Source organism: Rhodoferax sp. AJA081-3 (genome assembly GCF_017798165.1).
Lineage (GTDB): Bacteria > Pseudomonadota > Gammaproteobacteria > Burkholderiales > Burkholderiaceae_C > Allorhodoferax.
In genome coordinates this window covers 113,271-129,964 of record NZ_CP059068.1, presented here as the reverse complement: position 1 = coordinate 129,964, position 16,694 = coordinate 113,271, and the positions used below count along the sequence as shown (strand labels likewise).

The 16,694-nt window shown below is 60.6% G+C and carries 18 protein-coding genes; 13 read left to right on the top strand and 5 right to left on the bottom strand.

All coding sequences use genetic code 11. The annotated features are described in order from the left end of the window. From HZ993_RS00680 to HZ993_RS00670, 3 genes are read right to left on the bottom strand one after another with little or no spacing between them, the layout of a single operon-like run. On the bottom strand, positions 1-480 hold the full coding sequence (locus tag HZ993_RS00680; protein WP_209395363.1) for a CYTH domain-containing protein: 480 nt from the start codon (positions 478-480) through the stop codon (positions 1-3). Between the two features lie 43 nt (positions 481-523). Then, the gene (locus tag HZ993_RS00675) at positions 524-760 is read right to left on the bottom strand and encodes a hypothetical protein (protein WP_209395362.1); all 237 of its coding nucleotides are present in this window, start codon (positions 758-760) and stop codon (positions 524-526) included. Beyond that, positions 757-1,974 carry a YihY family inner membrane protein gene (locus HZ993_RS00670; RefSeq protein WP_209395361.1) on the bottom strand — a complete coding sequence of 406 codons (1,218 nt, stop codon included), beginning with the start codon at positions 1,972-1,974 and terminating at the stop codon, positions 757-759. Before HZ993_RS00670 ends, HZ993_RS00675 begins: the two co-directional genes overlap by 4 nt. Positions 1,975-1,994: 20 nt before the next feature. On the opposite strand from HZ993_RS00670, the gene HZ993_RS00665 reads away from it, so the two are divergent. Then, positions 1,995-2,423, top strand: coding sequence for a DUF2069 domain-containing protein (locus HZ993_RS00665; RefSeq protein ID WP_209395360.1), 429 nt, complete (start codon positions 1,995-1,997; stop codon positions 2,421-2,423). Positions 2,424-2,431: 8 nt separating this feature from the next. Next, positions 2,432-3,853: an FAD-binding oxidoreductase gene (locus HZ993_RS00660; protein ID WP_209395359.1), complete on the top strand. Its 1,422-nt coding sequence runs from the start codon at positions 2,432-2,434 to the stop codon at positions 3,851-3,853. A gap of 81 nt (positions 3,854-3,934) precedes the next feature. On the opposite strand, the gene HZ993_RS00655 is transcribed toward HZ993_RS00660, so the two are convergent. Then, positions 3,935-5,707, bottom strand: a complete 1,773-nt coding sequence (locus tag HZ993_RS00655; RefSeq protein ID WP_209395358.1) for an ABC transporter ATP-binding protein — start codon at positions 5,705-5,707, stop codon at positions 3,935-3,937. 43 nt (positions 5,708-5,750) lie between these two features. Here HZ993_RS00655 and HZ993_RS00650 point away from each other — a divergent pair, with 43 nt between their 5' ends. Beyond that, on the top strand, positions 5,751-6,350 hold the full coding sequence (locus tag HZ993_RS00650; protein ID WP_209395357.1) for an LON peptidase substrate-binding domain-containing protein: 600 nt from the start codon (positions 5,751-5,753) through the stop codon (positions 6,348-6,350). A 104-nt stretch (positions 6,351-6,454) separates the two neighbouring features. Then, positions 6,455-7,180 (top strand): carbonic anhydrase, encoded by a 726-nt coding sequence (locus HZ993_RS00645; protein ID WP_209395356.1) that lies wholly within the window; start codon positions 6,455-6,457, stop codon positions 7,178-7,180. Between the two features lie 11 nt (positions 7,181-7,191). On the opposite strand, the gene HZ993_RS00640 is transcribed toward HZ993_RS00645, so the two are convergent. Beyond that, positions 7,192-7,626, bottom strand: a complete 435-nt coding sequence (locus HZ993_RS00640; RefSeq protein WP_209395355.1) for a hypothetical protein — start codon at positions 7,624-7,626, stop codon at positions 7,192-7,194. Positions 7,627-7,754: 128 nt separating this feature from the next. Between HZ993_RS00640 and HZ993_RS00635 the strand changes: the two genes are divergently transcribed. The 9 genes from HZ993_RS00635 (at position 7,755) to HZ993_RS00595 (ending at position 16,693) form a co-directional block, all read left to right on the top strand. Then, positions 7,755-8,603 carry a helix-turn-helix domain-containing protein gene (locus HZ993_RS00635; RefSeq protein WP_209395354.1) on the top strand — a complete coding sequence of 283 codons (849 nt, stop codon included), beginning with the start codon at positions 7,755-7,757 and terminating at the stop codon, positions 8,601-8,603. A 66-nt stretch (positions 8,604-8,669) separates the two neighbouring features. Continuing rightward, the gene (locus HZ993_RS00630) at positions 8,670-8,942 is read left to right on the top strand and encodes a type II toxin-antitoxin system CcdA family antitoxin (RefSeq protein ID WP_209395353.1); all 273 of its coding nucleotides are present in this window, start codon (positions 8,670-8,672) and stop codon (positions 8,940-8,942) included. A 1-nt stretch (position 8,943) separates the two neighbouring features. Then, complete coding sequence (locus HZ993_RS00625) at positions 8,944-9,258, top strand: CcdB family protein (RefSeq protein ID WP_209395352.1); 315 nt, start codon at positions 8,944-8,946, stop codon at positions 9,256-9,258. Beyond that, positions 9,258-10,088 (top strand): thymidylate synthase, encoded by an 831-nt coding sequence (locus HZ993_RS00620; protein ID WP_209395351.1) that lies wholly within the window; start codon positions 9,258-9,260, stop codon positions 10,086-10,088. The genes HZ993_RS00625 and HZ993_RS00620 overlap by 1 nt, the downstream gene beginning before the upstream one ends. Further along, entirely contained in the window at positions 10,085-10,984 is a 900-nt protein-coding gene (locus HZ993_RS00615) for a DMT family transporter (RefSeq protein WP_209395350.1), read from the top strand. The genes HZ993_RS00620 and HZ993_RS00615 overlap by 4 nt, the downstream gene beginning before the upstream one ends. A gap of 34 nt (positions 10,985-11,018) precedes the next feature. Then, positions 11,019-11,510 (top strand): dihydrofolate reductase, encoded by a 492-nt coding sequence (locus HZ993_RS00610; RefSeq protein WP_209395349.1) that lies wholly within the window; start codon positions 11,019-11,021, stop codon positions 11,508-11,510. Positions 11,511-11,522: 12 nt separating this feature from the next. Beyond that, complete coding sequence (locus tag HZ993_RS00605; protein WP_209395348.1) at positions 11,523-12,116, top strand: DUF4337 domain-containing protein; 594 nt, start codon at positions 11,523-11,525, stop codon at positions 12,114-12,116. 35 nt (positions 12,117-12,151) lie between these two features. Then, positions 12,152-14,350: an ATP-binding protein gene (locus tag HZ993_RS00600; protein ID WP_209395347.1), complete on the top strand. Its 2,199-nt coding sequence runs from the start codon at positions 12,152-12,154 to the stop codon at positions 14,348-14,350. A gap of 30 nt (positions 14,351-14,380) precedes the next feature. Next, entirely contained in the window at positions 14,381-16,693 is a 2,313-nt protein-coding gene (locus tag HZ993_RS00595; RefSeq protein WP_209395346.1) for a PAS domain S-box protein, read from the top strand. Position 16,694: the final 1 nt, after the last annotated feature.

Genomic DNA, 16,694 nt, shown 5'->3' with positions numbered 1-16,694 from the left:
TTAGGTGGATGCGGCCTGGTCACGCCAGTTGCCATAGGGGTTGGTGGCCAGTTGCGAGTTGAAATAGCGCGCGTCGTCGCTGACCTCGCGCCCTACCCACGCCGGCTTGGCGAATGCCTCGCCTTCAGACGCCAGTTCAATCTCGGCGACCACCAGACCCGCATTCAGGCCCAGGAACTCGTCCACCTCCCACACATGGTCACCGTGCGTAATTTTGCGGCGGACTTTGTCGATGGTGGGGCCGTCACACAGGGTCAACAACTGCTCGGCGTCCTGCACGGGAATCTCATATTCAAACTCGGCCCGCGTATTGCCCTGCGTGGCGCCCTTCACGGTCAGGTAGGCCTGCTCGCCTGCAATGCGTACACGCACGGTGCGGGTCTTATCGCGGTTCAGATATCCCTGGCAGATGCGGGTGCCGCTACCCGTGCGCCAGGCGTCACCCATCACCAGAAACTTACGCTCGATTTCAGTGGCCACGTGGTCCTCTCTTTGCAATCCGCATGTTGTTGATACGGTTGGGTTATCCCGCCTTGCGCGCCGCAAAATAGGCAGCGCTCACGCGGTCATATTCTTCTCCCGCCTCGACCTTGCGCGAGGCGGTCTTGCCACCGCTCCACTCCTGCTTGATCTCGGTAACAGCCACATCCTCTTCAAACGGCGACTCGGTCACTTTGACCGAGTAATTCTTTTCGTGGATATGCACGCGGTACCAGGCGCATGAGCCATCGGGGTGGGTCCAGTAGGGTTTTGTACTCATAAAACCTCGCGCAAAGTTATAGAGTGCCAGCGGCCGATCTGCCAGATTTTTTCCGATGCTGCCGTGCGCTCAACCAGCCAGGCACTCAAAAGGGGCTCAAGCAAGGTGGTTTCAGGATCCACCAACAGTACATAACGGGCCTCGGCGCCGGGCTGAACCACCTCGCGCAACTGCCCTATCCAGTCAAAGGAAATAAGGGTCTGCATCAGCGGCTCCAGGCGCAGAGGGTCCACATGCAAGGTTTTGCACAATTGGTCCAAGGTCAGGCCTTTGGCGTCCGCCCCGCGGGTGCGCTCCAGTTGTTGTACCACCTCCAGCGACAACTGGAACCGCCAGCCGTGAGGCAATCGGCGCAGGGTGCTTCCGGCCAGCAGGCTGGGCAAATAGGCGGTAAGGGCAGCACCCAGCAGCACAATGACCCATGCCACATAAATCCAGATCAGCAGGATCGGCAGTGTGGCAAACGCACCATATACCGCGGAATAGGTGGGCACACTGCTCAGGTAAGCGGTGAGCCCGCGTTTGGCCAGCTCCAGCCCGGTAGCCACAAATACGCCGCCCATCCAGGCGTGGCCCCAGCGCACATGGGTATTGGGCACAAAACGGAACATGGACGCCATACCCGCCGCCACCAGTACAAACTGCAACACATTCAACAGCAACGACACCCCGCCGGGCATGGCGCCCACCACGCCTTTGGAGTAAGAAACCGCAAACGAGGTCACGCTCAGGCTCAGCGCCAGCAGCAGTGGGCCCAGTGTGATGGCGGCCCAATAGAAAAACACGCGCTGCGCAACCGGCCGGGGCTTGCGCACCCGCCAGATGCTGTTGAGCGTGCGGTCTATGGTGAACACCAGGGCCAGCGCTGTACCCAGCAGCACAGCCAACCCTACGCCGCCGAGCTTGCTGGCCTTGCCGGCAAACTGGTTCAGGTAACCCAGCACCTGGCGGGCAATGTTGTCGGGCACCAGGCTGTCGATCAACCATTTTTGCAGCACATCCTGGAACTTGGCAAACATGGGGAAGGCGGTGAACACGGCCAGCGCCACAGTGATGAAAGGCACCAGCGCAATGGTGGTGGTAAATGTCAGGCTGCTGGCGGTAAGGCCCAGGCGGTCCTCGCGGAAACGCTCACGCAGGGTGCGGATGGCTTCAAGCCAGGGTACTTGGGCGACTTCATGGAGCCAGCCTCTTAGACGTTCGATTGGATGCATGCCGCTATGATGCCACCGACATGAACACGCCTACCCGCCCCCAGCCCACTTCTTTCTCCGTTGACCTCACCCGATGGCTTGCCGTGGGCAGTGTTATGGCCCTGATTCTGCTGGCCCTGGCCTGGGAGCTATGGTTGGCACCCTTGCGCCCCGGTGGCTCCTGGCTGGTGCTCAAGGCGCTGCCGCTGTGCATTCCGCTGGCCGGTCTGCTGAAAAACCGCATGTACACCTACCGCTGGGTCAGTCTGGTGGTGTGGCTCTACTTTATTGAAGGTGTGGTGCGCGCCTGGAGCGACAAGCCGCCCGGCAACTATCTGGCCATGCTGGAAATTCTGCTGTGTATGACCCTGTTTGTAGCCTGCGCTGCCCATGTGCGACTGCGCCAGGCCAATGCCCGCGCACAGGCCGCCGCAGAAGCTACCCTGCCAGTGACACCAACTACTCTATAGCCCACACCATGACCACAGCCCACACTGCCCTCCTGGACCAACTGCGTCAGACCGTAGGCACCGCCAACGTACTGACCGATGGCGACCTGAGCGCGTACGAGCAAGACTGGCGCAAACGCGAAACCGGCAAGTCCCTCGCCGTGGTGCGCCCCGCCAATACCCTGGAGGTGGCTGCGGTGGTCAAGGCCTGCGTACAGGCTGGCGTCAGCATCGTGCCCCAGGGCGGCAACACCGGCATGGTGGTCGGCTCCACGCCCGATGCCAGCGGCAACCAGGTTGTGCTGAGCCTGCTGCGCATGAACAGTGTGCGAACACTGGATGGCGGCAACCTGACCGTCACGGTGGACGCCGGCTGTGTGTTGCAAACCCTGCAAGAAGTCTGCGAGAAGGCAGGCTTCCTGTTCCCCCTGAGCCTGGCCGCCGAAGGCAGTTGCACCATTGGCGGCAACCTGGGTACCAACGCCGGTGGCACGCAGGTGGTTCGCTACGGCAATACCCGCGAGTTGTGCCTGGGCCTGGAGGTTGTCACCGCCCAGGGCGAGATCTGGGACGGCTTGAGCGGCCTGCGAAAAGACAACACCGGTTACGACCTGCGCCATTTGATGATTGGCTCCGAAGGCACGCTGGGGGTGATCACTGGCGCCACCATGAAGCTTTACCCTCTGCCTGTGGCGCAGCTCACCGCCATGGCCGCCGTGCCGTCGCTGGATGCCGCAGTGCAACTACTGGGCTTGGCGCACCAGCACCTGAGTGCCGGGCTGACCGGTTTTGAGGTGATGGGCAAATTTGCACTAAGCCTGGTGACCAAGCATTTCCCCCAGCAGCGCGCACCGTTCCAGGACAGTGACGCGCCGTACTGCGTGGTGCTGGAGAATTCCGACCAGGAATCCGAAGCCCATGCCCGCGAACGCTTTGAGCGCCTGCTGGAGGTGGCCATGGAAGAAGGATGTGTGGTCGATGCCGTGGTGGCCGAGAGCATCACCCAGGCCCGGGCGCTATGGCATATCCGCGAGAGCATTCCGCTGGCGCAGGCGCAAGAGGGGCTCAATATCAAACACGACATCTCGATTGCCGTGTCCCGCATCCCCGAGTTTGTGCGCCTGACTGACGCCCAGCTGGAGCAGGCCTACCCAGGCGTGCGCCTGGTCAACTACGGCCACCTGGGCGATGGCAACCTGCACTACAACGTGCAGGCCCCTGCGGGTGCGGATGCCGAGGCCTTTCTGCGCGACGACGAAAAAGGCGTCAATGCCATCGTCTACGACATGGTGGACCAGTTCAGGGGCTCCATCTCTGCCGAACACGGTGTGGGCAGCCTCAAACGCGACAAGCTGGTGCAGCACAAATCCCCCGTCGCGTTGGACATGATGCGCGCCATCAAGCAGGCGCTGGACCCGCTGAATACGATGAACCCGGGGCGGGTACTATAAAAACGATAGCTGTATAGCCATATTTCTAGGGGGCTAGGGCCATATTTGGCTTGCAAGCTCTCCGTACAACCGCCTCGGACCCTAGCTCCGCTCCCCCGTTTGCAGCCGCCACAGCGCGGCATAACCGCCACCCTGCGCCACCAGCGCGTCGTGTGTGCCACTCTCCACAATGCGCCCTGCCTCCAGCAAGTGGATGCAATCGGCCTGGCGCACCGTGGACAGGCGGTGGGCGATGACAATGGTGGTGCGGTTGCGGCTGACCACGTCCAGCGAACGCTGGATGGCCGCCTCGGTCTCGTTGTCCACCGCGCTGGTGGCCTCGTCCAGCACCAGCACCGGTGGGTTCTTCAGGATGGCGCGAGCCAAAGCCAGGCGCTGGCGCTGGCCGCCACTGAGCTTTTGGCCGCGCTCGCCAATGCGGGTGGCAAAACCCAGCGGCAGTTGGTTGATGAACTCGGTGCACTCCGCCGCGCGTGCTGCCTCGGCAATGTGTGCATCGGTGGCCCAGGCTGCGCCATAAGCGATGTTCTCCGCCACCGTGCCGTCGGTCAAAAACGTGTCTTGCGACACATAACCGATTGCACGGCGCAGGTCTTGCAGGTTCAGGCCGTCGATAGCCTGGCCGTCCAGCAGGATGCGGCCGGATTGGGCGATGTAAAAACGCAGCAGCAGCTTGACCAGTGTGGACTTGCCCGAGCCAGTGGAGCCGACAAATGCCGTGGTCTTGCCGGCGGGAATCGTCAGGTCGATGTCCTGCAGCGTGGGCACGGTGTCATAGGCAAAACAGACCTGCTCAAAGCGCAGTTCGCCTTTCACGGTGTCGATGGGGAAATGCTGGCCTTCGTAGGGGATGTTGATGGGGGTCTGCAGCAAGCCCATCGCCCGGTCTATCGACGACATGGAGCGCTGGTACATATCGGCCACCTCAGCCAGGCCGGTCAGTGGCCAGAGCAGGCGTTGGGTCAGAAACACCAGCACCGAATAGGCGCCCACAGCAAGCTCACCCTCAATCGTCAGCCAGCCGCCGTACAACAACGTCGCGGTAAAGCCTGCCAGGATCGCAGTGCGGATAACCGGCGTGATGGCAGAGCTCAGGCGAATCGCGCGGGCATTGGCCGCGCGGTAACCATTGCTGGCCTGGGCAATGTGGTCGGCCTCCACACCTTCGGTCGCAAAGGCCTTGATGGTGGCCAGGCCCAATAGGTTGTTGTTCAACCGGGCGCTGACATCTCCTGCCGCTTCACGCACCTCGGTGTAGTGCGGCGCCAGTCGGTTCTGGAACCAGAAGGCGCCAAACAGAATGGCAGGCACGGGCAGCAAGGCAATCACCGCGATGCCAGGCTGCAATGCGAAGAATACCGCGCTGATCATCAGCGACGAGCAGAACACCTGGATGATGTTGTTGGCGCCACCGTTCAGAAAACGCTCCATCTGGTTGATGTCGTCATTCAGTATGGACATCAGATTGCCGGTGCGCTGGTTCTCGAAGTAGGCCATCTCCAGCTTCTGCACGTGGCGGTAGGTGTCCAGCCGCAGGTCGTGTTGAATGTCCTGCGCCAGGCCGCGCCACTTCAGGTGGTACAGGTATTCAAACAGCGACTCCCCGCCCCAGATCATCACATTCAAGCCGCCCAGCACCAGCAGCTGGTGCCAGGTGCTGGTGATGCCGAAGTCCACCAGGATGTGTTTGGCCAAAAAACTCTGGTCGCCTTTGACCACCACGTCCACCGCTGCGCCGATCAGCACCTCGGGCAGGATGTCAAAAAACTTGTTGAGAACGGAATAGACGGTGGCCAGGCGGATGTCACGGCGGTAGGGGCTGGCATAGGCCAGTAATTTCTGAATGGGGTGCATGGTGGTCACTATTGTGGCTGAGCACTTTGCCTAGAATCCCCCAATGCCCACCCGCATCCCCCTGTTCCCCTTGTCCCAGGGTTTATTGCCCGACGGCATGTTGCACCTCAATATCTTTGAAGTGCGCTACCTGGACCTGATCAAACGCTGCCAACGCGAAGCCATCCCGTTTGGGGTGGTGGGCCTGGTGCAGGGCCATGAGGTGCAGGTGCCGGACGAAGTGCCGCAGTTACACCGTATCGGCACGCTGGCCCACGTGCAAACGGTGGACACCGTGCAACCCGCCCTGCTGCAGGTGGTCTGCCAGGGCGGCCTGCGTTTTGCGCTGGTAGACACCGAGCGGGGCCCGTACGGCGTGTGGTACGCACAGGTGCAATACCTGCCCGCCGACGCGCCCGAGCCCATTCCCCCAGACCTGCAGCCATTGGCCAATATGCTGGGCCGACTCATTGCCGATGGGCAGCAGGCCGGGTCGCGCCATGCACTGCCCATCTTTGCACCCTACCGCCTGGAAGAATGTGGGTGGGTTGCCAACCGGTGGACCGAGTTGCTGCCCATTCCGGCAGACGCCAAACAGCAGTTGCTGGCAGAGCTGGACCCCGCCCAGCGCTTGCGCCACATCGCCGGTTTCGTCGAACTGTAAAAAAGTGTGACGGAACGCAAGCCAGTGGATATAGTGGCTTGCGGCTGACTGCCCTGCGCTTGGCCGAACAATCCTTGACAACTATTTGAATGAGGAGATTCGCCATGTGCCACGTTTGTGATGCAGAGCGCCAGGCTTCCCGGCGCGGTTTTTTGTCCTTGACTGCAACCGGCGCCTTGGCCGGGCTGGGCTTGTCGGCCGTGCCGGCATGGGCCGCCAGCGGCAAGGGAACCAGCCTGACGGCCGACGAAGCCTTGGCCAAGCTCAAGGAAGGCAACGAGAAATACACCAAGGGCCCTGAGCTGTGCGCGGCACAACTCAGTACCCAACGTGAACAGGTGTCCAAAGGACAGGCGCCGTGGGCCACGATTGTGTCCTGCGCCGACAGCCGTGTGCCACCCGAGCTGCTCTTTGGCGGCCTGGGCCTGGGTGAACTTTTTGTGGCCCGCAACGCCGGCAACATGGCAGTGGACAGCGCAACCATGGGCACCATTGAATACGGCTCGGGCGTGCTGGGTGTGCCGCTGATCATCGTCTTGGGGCATGAACGCTGTGGCGCTGTGGCAGCTGCCTGCGAAGTGGTCGAGAAGAAGACCAAATTCCCTGCGTCCATCGGCCCGATGGTCCAGGCCATTGTTCCAGCGGCCAAGGCCGTGCACGGCAAACCGGGTGACTTTCTGGACAACGCCGTACGCGAAAGCGCCATGCGTACCGCCAGCCGCATCGCCACCAAGAGCAGCATCGTGGCCGGGCTGGTCAAGAGTGGCAAGGTCAAAGTCATCGCCGGCCGCTACGACCTGGAGGACGGGCGCGTCGAGTTCTTCAGCTGAGGGTCAGACAGTCACCAGGCGTGCGCCGGCTGGATCTTGCGCACGCCGATCCACTCCAGCTCGGCCAGCACCCCCACCGCCACTGCCTGCACGATCAGAAAGGCGATCCCCAGCGTGGTAGGTGCCACCAGGCTGCTGGCCAGCAGCCCCACACAACCCAAAACCCACACCGTGTTGGCAGCGATCAATACCCAAACCAGGCCCGCGGGTATGGTGCGGCGGCTGGCTATCCAGCTGATGAACAGCACAAAACCCACCAAGGCCAAGCCTGACCACTGCAGCAAACTGACCGGCAAGCCCAGCACAGGCGCCAGTACATCGGCAAGCTCCCAGTGCAGCAGTGCAGTGCCTACGCCACTGGCGGCATCCGCCCACAACACGCGGCGCAAAAAGTGCGGGGACGCAAAGAACGATGACACAACAGATGTAGAAGATGATGAGGACATGACAGACTCCTTGGGTTGGTGACAACCGCAGCGCGGTGTCTGGGCTGAATCATCGGGTCGCAGACGATGCAATGCGATGACCTGGGAGGTAATGGGCGCACCGTCACCACACGCTTTACCATCGCGCCATGACTGCCACCAGCCAACACCCCACTGCCCGCACACCGCGCCAACCCCCGCAACCCTTTGGTGCACACCTGCGCCACTGGCGCCAGCACCGGCGCCTGAGCCAGCTGGATCTGGCCATGCACGCCGCAATTTCCACCCGCCACCTGAGTTTTGTGGAAACCGGTCGCTCCGTACCCAGCCGCGAGATGGTGCTGCGCTTGTCCGAGCGGCTGGACATACCGCTGCGCGAACGCAACACCTTGCTGGTGGCTGCTGGGTATGCACCCATGTACCGCGAGCGCGCACTGGACGACCCGGCCCTGAGCCCCGCGCGCCAGGCCGTGGAGCTGATCTTGAAAAGCCACGAGCCCTACCCCGCCATTGCCATCGACCGGCACTGGAACCTGATTGCTGCCAACAGCGTGGTGCCGCATCTGTTGGTCGGTGTAGACCCCGAACTTCTGCAGGCGCCCATGAACGTATTGCGCCTGAGCCTGCACCCGCTCGGCCTGGCACCGCGCATTGCCAACCTGGTGCAGTGGCGCACCCATTTGTTTGAGCGGGTTCGCCACCAGATTGCAGCCAGCGCAGACCCGGCGCTGGAAACACTGCTCAAGGAATTGCAGGCCTATCCCACGCCCGCTGGCGCCGACCTGCAGCTGGAGGGCGAGCACCCGGGCGTGGTCATGCCTTTCCAGTTCAGCACGCCCCAGGGCGTTTTGAGCTTCATCAGCACCATCACCATCTTCGGCAATCCGGTGGACGTGACCTTGCAAGAACTGGCCATGGAGACCTTCTTCCCAGCGGACGACTTCACGCGGCAGGCATTGCTGGCCCTGGCAGAGCAGAGTAGAACTGAGATGGACTGAGGATTTCATCGGAGAACAACACGGCTGATGCGCATATACTGTGCGCAGACCTCCTGGAGACCTCCCATGCTTCACTTTGAAAACGCCCCCAAAAAAGCCACCAACCTGTCGCTGAACTCCAAAGTCTTGGAAGCCGCACGCGAGATGGGTATCAATATTTCCCAAACCGTGGACACTTTGCTGGCGGATGAAGTCAGAAGGCTCTACTGGGAAAAGTGGAACGAGGACAACAAAGAAGCCGTTGCAGCCTACAACGCGCGCATTGTCAAACACGGCTTGCCACTGGCCAAGTACCGCACCTGGGGCAAATCCTTGGGTGACGGGCGCGAAGGAAGCTAAGGTGGCACGTTTCGATGTGTATGCCAACCCTGACGTACGCGAGCGCAAGCTCATTCCGTTCTTCCTGGATGTTCAAAATGACCACATCCAGGGATTTCAAACCCGCGTGATGGTGCCCTTATGGGACGCTGCGACACTCTCACCACTGACTGCGGACCTCAACCCTGTGTTTCAGGTCAAGGGACAGCGCGTCGTGATGGATACGCCCGCACTCGGCGCTGTTCCGGTCGCCGCGTGCAATCGGGCGATCGATAATTTGAGCGCCCATCAACTGGTTATTCAAAACGCCCTGGATACATTGTTCGGAAGCTATTAATGCAACACCCCGTCCGCTCCCAATACGAAGACTTCATGCGCCACGTGTACACCACGGGCGTAGCCAAGACCGACCGCACCGGCACCGGCACGCGCAGCGTGTTTGGCCACCAGATGCGTTTTGACCTGAACGAGGGCTTTCCGCTGGTGACCACCAAGAAGGTGCATTTGCGCTCCATCATTCAGGAGCTGCTGTGGTTCCTGACCGGTTCTTCCAGCAACAACTGGCTGAAGGAACGCGGCGTCAGCATCTGGGACGAATGGGCGCGGCCAGACGGCGACCTGGGCCCGGTCTACGGCGTGCAGTGGCGCAGCTGGCCCACGCCAGACGGTGGCCATATCGACCAGATCGCCCAGGTCATCCAGACTCTCAAAAGCAACCCCGATTCGCGCCGCATCATCGTCAGTGCCTGGAACGTGGCAGATCTGGACAAGATGGCGCTGATGCCCTGCCATGCCTTCTTCCAGTTCTACGTAGCCCCAGCGACCGAGCCTGGTGGCAAAGGCAAACTGAGCTGCCAGCTGTACCAGCGCAGCGCCGATATTTTTCTGGGCGTGCCCTTCAACATCGCCAGTTATGCGCTGCTGACCCATATGGTGGCGCAGCAGTGTGACCTGGATGTGGGCGACTTCATCTGGACCGGGGGCGATTGCCATATTTATAGCAACCACCACGAGCAGGTGGAATTGCAGTTGAGCCGCGCGCCCTACCCCTACCCGACGTTGAACATCAAGCGCAAGCCGGACAGCATCTTCGACTACCAGTTCGAAGATTTTGAAGTGCTGGACTACCAAAGCCACGCTGCCATCAAGGCGCCGGTCGCCGTTTGATTTCTCGCAAACAACTGCTGGCCTTGCTGGCCATCACGCTGATGTGGGGCATCAACTGGCCCATGATGAAGTATTCGCTGCGCGAAATGTCGCCGCTGTACTTTCGGGCGCTGACCATGAGTGGTGGTGCCCTGTGGCTGTTCTTCTTTTACCGTGCCCGTGGCCTGCGCATGTTGCCGCAGGGCGCCGAATGGCGCACCGTGGTGACGCTGGGCCTGCCCAATATGCTGGGCTGGCACACCGCGGCCATTTTGGGTGTCAAAGAGCTGGCCTCGGGCCGCGCCGCCATTTTGGGCTTCACCATGCCCATCTGGACCGTGCTGCTGGGCACGCTGTTTCTGGGTGAAAAGTTGACGCTGCGCATTGGTATTGCCGTGCTGGCCGTAGCCGCAGCTGTAGGACTGCTGGTTTCCAATGAGCTGGGTGCTCTGGCCGGACGGCCGGTGGGCATTGTCTGGATGGAGCTGGCTGCCATCCTGTGGGCGGTGGGCACGCTGATGATGCGGCGCGCCCGCATCACCCTGCCGGTGGAGACCCTGACGGTCTGGATGCTGATACTGACCAGCCTGTGCTTGTGGGCCTTGGCGTTTGTGATGGAACCCTGGCCCCGTTGGCAGTTCTCCGCGCCCATGTGGGGCAGTCTGCTGTATGGCGCCTTCATCAACTACGGCTTCTCCCAGATCATCTGGTTTGGCATGGCGCGCAACTTGCCGCCGGCCACCAGTGCCATGAGTATCATGGCGGTTCCGCTGGTTGGCACACTGGCCGCCACGGTGATTGTGGGGGAGTGGCCACACTGGGAAGATTACCTGGCAATGGTGTTTGTGATGGCGGCCATCGCAGCCGTCTTGTTGCCGGCACGTCAAGCCAGCGCACCCAAGCAGCCTGCGGCCTGAATACAAGAAAAAACCGATACACAATCTGTCACCCATGCAACTGCATCTGATATTTGCCAAGGCCCGAAATGGCGTCATTGGCATCAACAACACCCTGCCCTGGCATCTGCCGGAGGACATGGCGCATTTCAAGCGCACCACCATGGGCAGCCCCGTCATCATGGGGCGCAAGACCTGGGACTCTTTGCCACCCCGTTTTCGCCCGCTGCCTGGTCGCGTTAACGTAGTCGTTACTCGCCAGGAGGCTTGGAACGAAAATGGCACCCATCCCTCGTCCAGTCTGGATGATGCGCTATCCTTTTGTGAGCAATTCGAACACGTGTGGGTGATAGGTGGTGCCCAGATCTATGCCCAGGCCCTGCCCTTAGCCGATACCGCCGTGGTCACCGAAATCGATGCTGATTTTGAGGGCGACGCGTTTGCTCCACAATTCGGTCCACAGTGGCGGGAAACCAGCCGGGAGCCCCACACCTCAGTCAACGGGCTGAAGTTCAGCTTTGTGACCTACCAACACTTCAAACCATAGAGAAAATTCAGGATGTCAGGACACGGTTTTCACGTACATGGTCCCCACGACCACGAGCTGGAGCACGCACAAAAAGGTGCCCATGGGGACCACGAGGGCAACGGCATGATCAACCAGATTGCCATGTTCACCGCCATCATCGCCACCATAGGCGCCATTTTTGGTTATATGGGTGGCGCCACCCAAGCCAATGCGGGCCTGTACAAAAACAATGCGGCCATCAAGAAGACCGAAGCGTCCAACCAGTGGAATTATTTCCAGTCCAAGAGCACCAAGCAGTCTCTGGCCGAAATGTCGCGCGACCTGTCGACCAAAGACGAAGACCGGGCCAAATACCAGGCCAAGGTTGACCGTTACGAGAAAGAAAAGAACGAGATCAAGCTGGGCGCCGACAAGCTGGAGGCCGAGGCCACGGAATGGGATCGCAAGAGCGACCAACAAATGCACCAGCACCACCGCTGGGCCCAATCCACCACCGTGCTGCAGGTGTGTATTGCACTGGCCGCCATTGCCCTGCTGACCAAAAAACGGTGGCTGGAATACGCCATGTTTGTCGCTGGTGCAGCGGGCCTGGTTGTGGGTGTATTGGCCGCATTGCATATTTAAACCTGCCGTTTTAACCAGCGCACTGAAACCCGACCATGGACGCATTTGACGAAACGGGCTTCAGCAGCGCGACCTACAAGGTGCTCTACCAGATCGCCGAAAGTGCGGCGACGGAAGAGACCCTGTTTGAGTTTGGCGGCACCTTGCACCGCCTGCTGGCCGAGCTGATACCCGCCAAAAACCTGTACCTCTGCCTGCTCAGCGAACACCCCGGGCGCCTGAACTTTCCCTACTACGTGGACGAGCGCGACGGCGACTCCATGCAGGAGATGGATGTGCCCATGCGCAAGGGGCTCACCGAGTTTGTCTTGCACAGCGGCGTGACGGAGCTCATCAGTGCCGAGCGTTACATGGCACTGCAACAGAGTGGCGACATCACCGAGGCAACGGGCGACCTGAGCTTCAACAGCTGGCTGGGTGTGCCTTTGCACATCAATGGGCGCATAGGCGGTGTGCTGACGGTGCAGAGTTACGACGCCGATGTGGCCTACCAGGCGTCTGACGCCCATCTCTTGGCCTTTGTCGCCCGCCATGTGGCTACGGCTATAGAGCGCAAACAGTCGTTTGACGCGCTGCGCACCGCCCACATGGAGCTGGAGCGCGAAACCAAACAACGCCGCCAAAGTGAAGCCATGTACCGGGTGTTCTACGAGTTGGCGGTACAGGCCGCGCAGGGTGATTCCCTGCACGATTTTTGCGCAAAGGTGCATGAGCTGCTGGGGCAACTGGTGTCATCGCCCAATTGTTATATCAGCCTGTGCGACGTGGCCAAGGGCGTCAAACACTTCCCCTATTACGTGGACGAACGTGACGGTGAGACACTGCAAAAGACCGACGTGCCTCTGCGCAAGGGGCTGACCGAATTTGTGTTGAACACCGACCGACCCCAGAGAATCGACCAGGCACGGCTGGCCCAACTTCAGGCCGATGGGCATATCACCCAGGCCCAGGGCGACTTGAGCTTTACGGCGTGGCTGGGCGTGCCCCTGCACATTCGCGGCCATGCGGACGGCGTGTTGGCGGTGCAAAGCTACGCACCCGGAGCCAAATATTTCGAAGCCGATGCCGAAGTGCTGGCACACGTGGCCCACCACGTCAGCGGCGCGATTGCACGCATGCAGGCTTTTGAGGCTGTGCACCGGTCTGAGCTGGCCTTGCGGCGTACCACCTATGAACGTGAGGCCATGTTGAACACCGCTTTGGTGGGCATCAGCTTCAATGTCAAAGACAAAATCGTCTGGGTCAACGAGAAATGTGCGGAGATGTCGGGCTTCCAGCGCGAGGATCTGATAGGCCAGTCTCCCCGCATTTTTTACGAATCCGATGAAGCCTTTGTCGCCGAGAAAGCCCGGTCCGAAGCCAGCCTGCGCCAACACGGCACGTACAGCGGCGAGCGGTATACACGGCGCCAAAATGGCGAAAAAATCTGGGTGCTGTTGGCCGGGCGCTGCGTGGAAAACAACGACCCTGACGCTGGTGTCATCTGGACGCTGCTGGACGTCACTGCCCGCAGGCAGGCCGAAGACGATATCCGCGAAGCGCTGGAGCGCCAGCGCGAACTCAACGTGTTGCGCTCCCGCTTTGTGGCCATGACCAGCCACGAGTTCCGTACACCCCTGGCGTCCATACTATCGTCCGCCGAGTTGCTGCGCTACTACAGCGAGCGTGTATCCGCGGCGGAGCGCGACAACCTGTTGCAATCCATAGAGGCTGGGGTACAACGTATGACACTGATGCTGGACCGCATTCTTTTGATCGGCAAGGCCGAGGCCGAGATGCTGGAGTTCCATCCCAAGCCAATTGACCTCAAAGCGCTGTGTGAACAGTTGATCAAGGAGGCCGCGCTGCAACATGCTGATGCCAAGAGCCGCATCACGCTGGACTGGAACGTGGAACCCGGCAACCAGGGGTATGACGAAAAACTGTTCCGCCACATCTTCAGCAACCTGCTGTCCAACGCACTTAAATATTCACCGGTGGGCGGAGCGGTGCAGTTTCGCGTCTACAGCGCATTGGAGCGCACCGTGTTGGAGGTGCAGGACCAGGGCATCGGTATACCGGCCGACGAATTGCACCATCTCTTTGACTCCTTCCACCGCGCCAGCAATGTGGGAGCTATCGCTGGGACGGGCCTGGGTCTGTCCATCGTCAAAAAATCCGTGGAATTGCATGGCGGAACCATTGCCGTGCGCAGCACAATAGGTGAAGGAAGCTGTTTTACCGTCACCCTGTAGTCGCCCGTACAACCCAGACTTCTCAACACCATGCCAAACGCCCCCTCCGGACCTGGTTCTGTACCGCCAGCAGCGCTTGTGCCCAACGTGCAGGATCTGCAACAAACCGTTGAACGCCTGCAGGCACGTGAAAGCCATTTGCTCAACCTGCTGAGCCTGGCGCGGGACGCCGTGGTTGCCATGGACACCGAGGGTTTTGTCACCGACTGGAACCCTGCCGCCGAGAAGCTGCTGGGCTACAGCCATGCCGAGGCCGTGGGCGCCAAACTCTCCGACCTGATCGTTCCCGAGGACCAGCGTGCGGCGCACGAGGCCGGCTTGCGACGGTTTCTGTCCACGCGCCAACCCACCATCTTGAACCAGTTGATTGAAGTCGAGGCGCGGCACCGGGATGGAACTCTGATCGCTGTTGAATTGGCCATTTGGTCTGTTCCGTCCGGTCAAAGCCTGGGCTTTGGGGCCTTCATCCGCGACATTTCGGACCGGCGCGCCGCGCAGGAGGCTATCCGGCTGTCCGAAGACTTCAACCGTGTGGTGGTGGAACACCTGGGTGAAGGCATGTCCATCAACCAAGACGGGGTGGTGTTGTACGTCAATCGCATGGCGTTGCAAATCCTGAAAAGGCCGATGGAGTCTGTGGTGGGCCATAGTGTGATGACCTGGGTACACCCGGATGACCAGGCCTATGTCACCGAACTGCGCCGCCAGAGCCGACAGGGAGAAGTCATTCCGGAGCGATTCGAGATCCGCTGCATACAGCCCGACGGCAGTGTGCGCTGGCTGGAGGCACACGCCTCCGTCATCCCCTGGAAGGGTCAGACGGCAACCATGACCTTTTTCTCCGACATCACCGACCGCAAAGCGATGATCGATACGCTGCACCGCTCGGAAGAACGCTACCGGCTGGTGATTGAGAACGTGGGTGAAGGCATGATCGTGCTGCAGGGTGAACACATCGTGTTTGCCAACCAGCGTGCTGCCGAGATTGCCCGCATCTCACACGAGGAATTTTTGTCGACAGGGTTCTTGCACCGCGTACACCCAGACGACCATGCCATCGTCCAGGAACGACGACGCCGCCGTCTGGCGGGTGAAGATGTCATCAACCACTACCAGATCCGGCTGTTGCAGCCCGATGGAGAGGTCCAGTGGCTGGAAATCGGCGTCACCATCGTTCCGTGGGAGGGCCAGCCCGCCACACTCACCTTTTACTCCGACATCACCGACCGCAAACTGCTGGAAGAAGAGCTGCACCGCACCTCATCTGAACGCGAAGCCATACTCAACAGTGCGCTGGTGGGGATTGTTCTGTCGCGCAACCGCGAGCACGAATGGGTGAATGAAAAATTCGCCGAAATGGTCGGCTACCAGCGGGAGGAACTGATAGGCCAGTCTTCGCAACTGGTACACGCCAGTGAAGCCGAGTGGAGGTTGGCGGGCCCGCCCACCCGTGCGGCCCTGTCTACCGTCGGCACCTTTACCGCAGAACGCCAACTCAAACGCAAGAACGGTGACCTGTTCTGGGCCCACCTGGCTGGGCGCTGTGTGCGCCCGCTGGACCCTGATTCTGGCGTGATCTGGACCTTTCTGGACATCACCGAGCGCAAACAGGCCGAGCAGGAAATCCGCGATGCGCTGGACCGGCAAAAAGAGCTCAATGAATTGCGCTCGCGTTTTGTGGCCATGACCAGCCACGAGTTCCGCACACCCCTGGCCACCATTCTGTCGTCGGCGGAGCTGCTCAAGTACTACGGCGACCGCCTGCCCACGCAGGAAAAGAACGAGGTGATACAAAGCATTGAAAGCAGCGTGCAACGCATGACACGCATGCTGGACCGTGTGTTGTTGATCGGCAAGGTGGAAGCCCATATGCTGGAGTTCAACCCCGAGAAGATCGACCTGGTTGCCCTGTGCCATAGCCTGGTGGAAGAGGCGCGCACCCAGTTGCCCGACTCCACCTGCACAGTCCGCACGGATTTTGGAGTGGGTGTCGGCCAGGGTGTGTACGACGAAAAACTGCTGGGCCACATCTTTGGCAACCTGTTGTCCAACGCCATCAAATACTCGCCCAACGGCGGTGAGGTAGGCTTCAGGATCTACCAACAGGCGGGAGACATGGTGTTCGAAGTCTCCGACCAAGGCATAGGCATACCCAGCGACGAGATCGCCCATTTGTTCGAGTCTTTCCACCGCTCCAGCAATGTGGGCAACATCCAGGGCACTGGCCTGGGGCTGGCCATTGTGAAAAATTCGGTGGACCTGCACGGCGGGCGCATCGAAGTCCGTAGCGAACTGGGCAAAGGCACCTGCTTTACGGTGCGCCTGGAAAGCCAAGAGGCCTGAA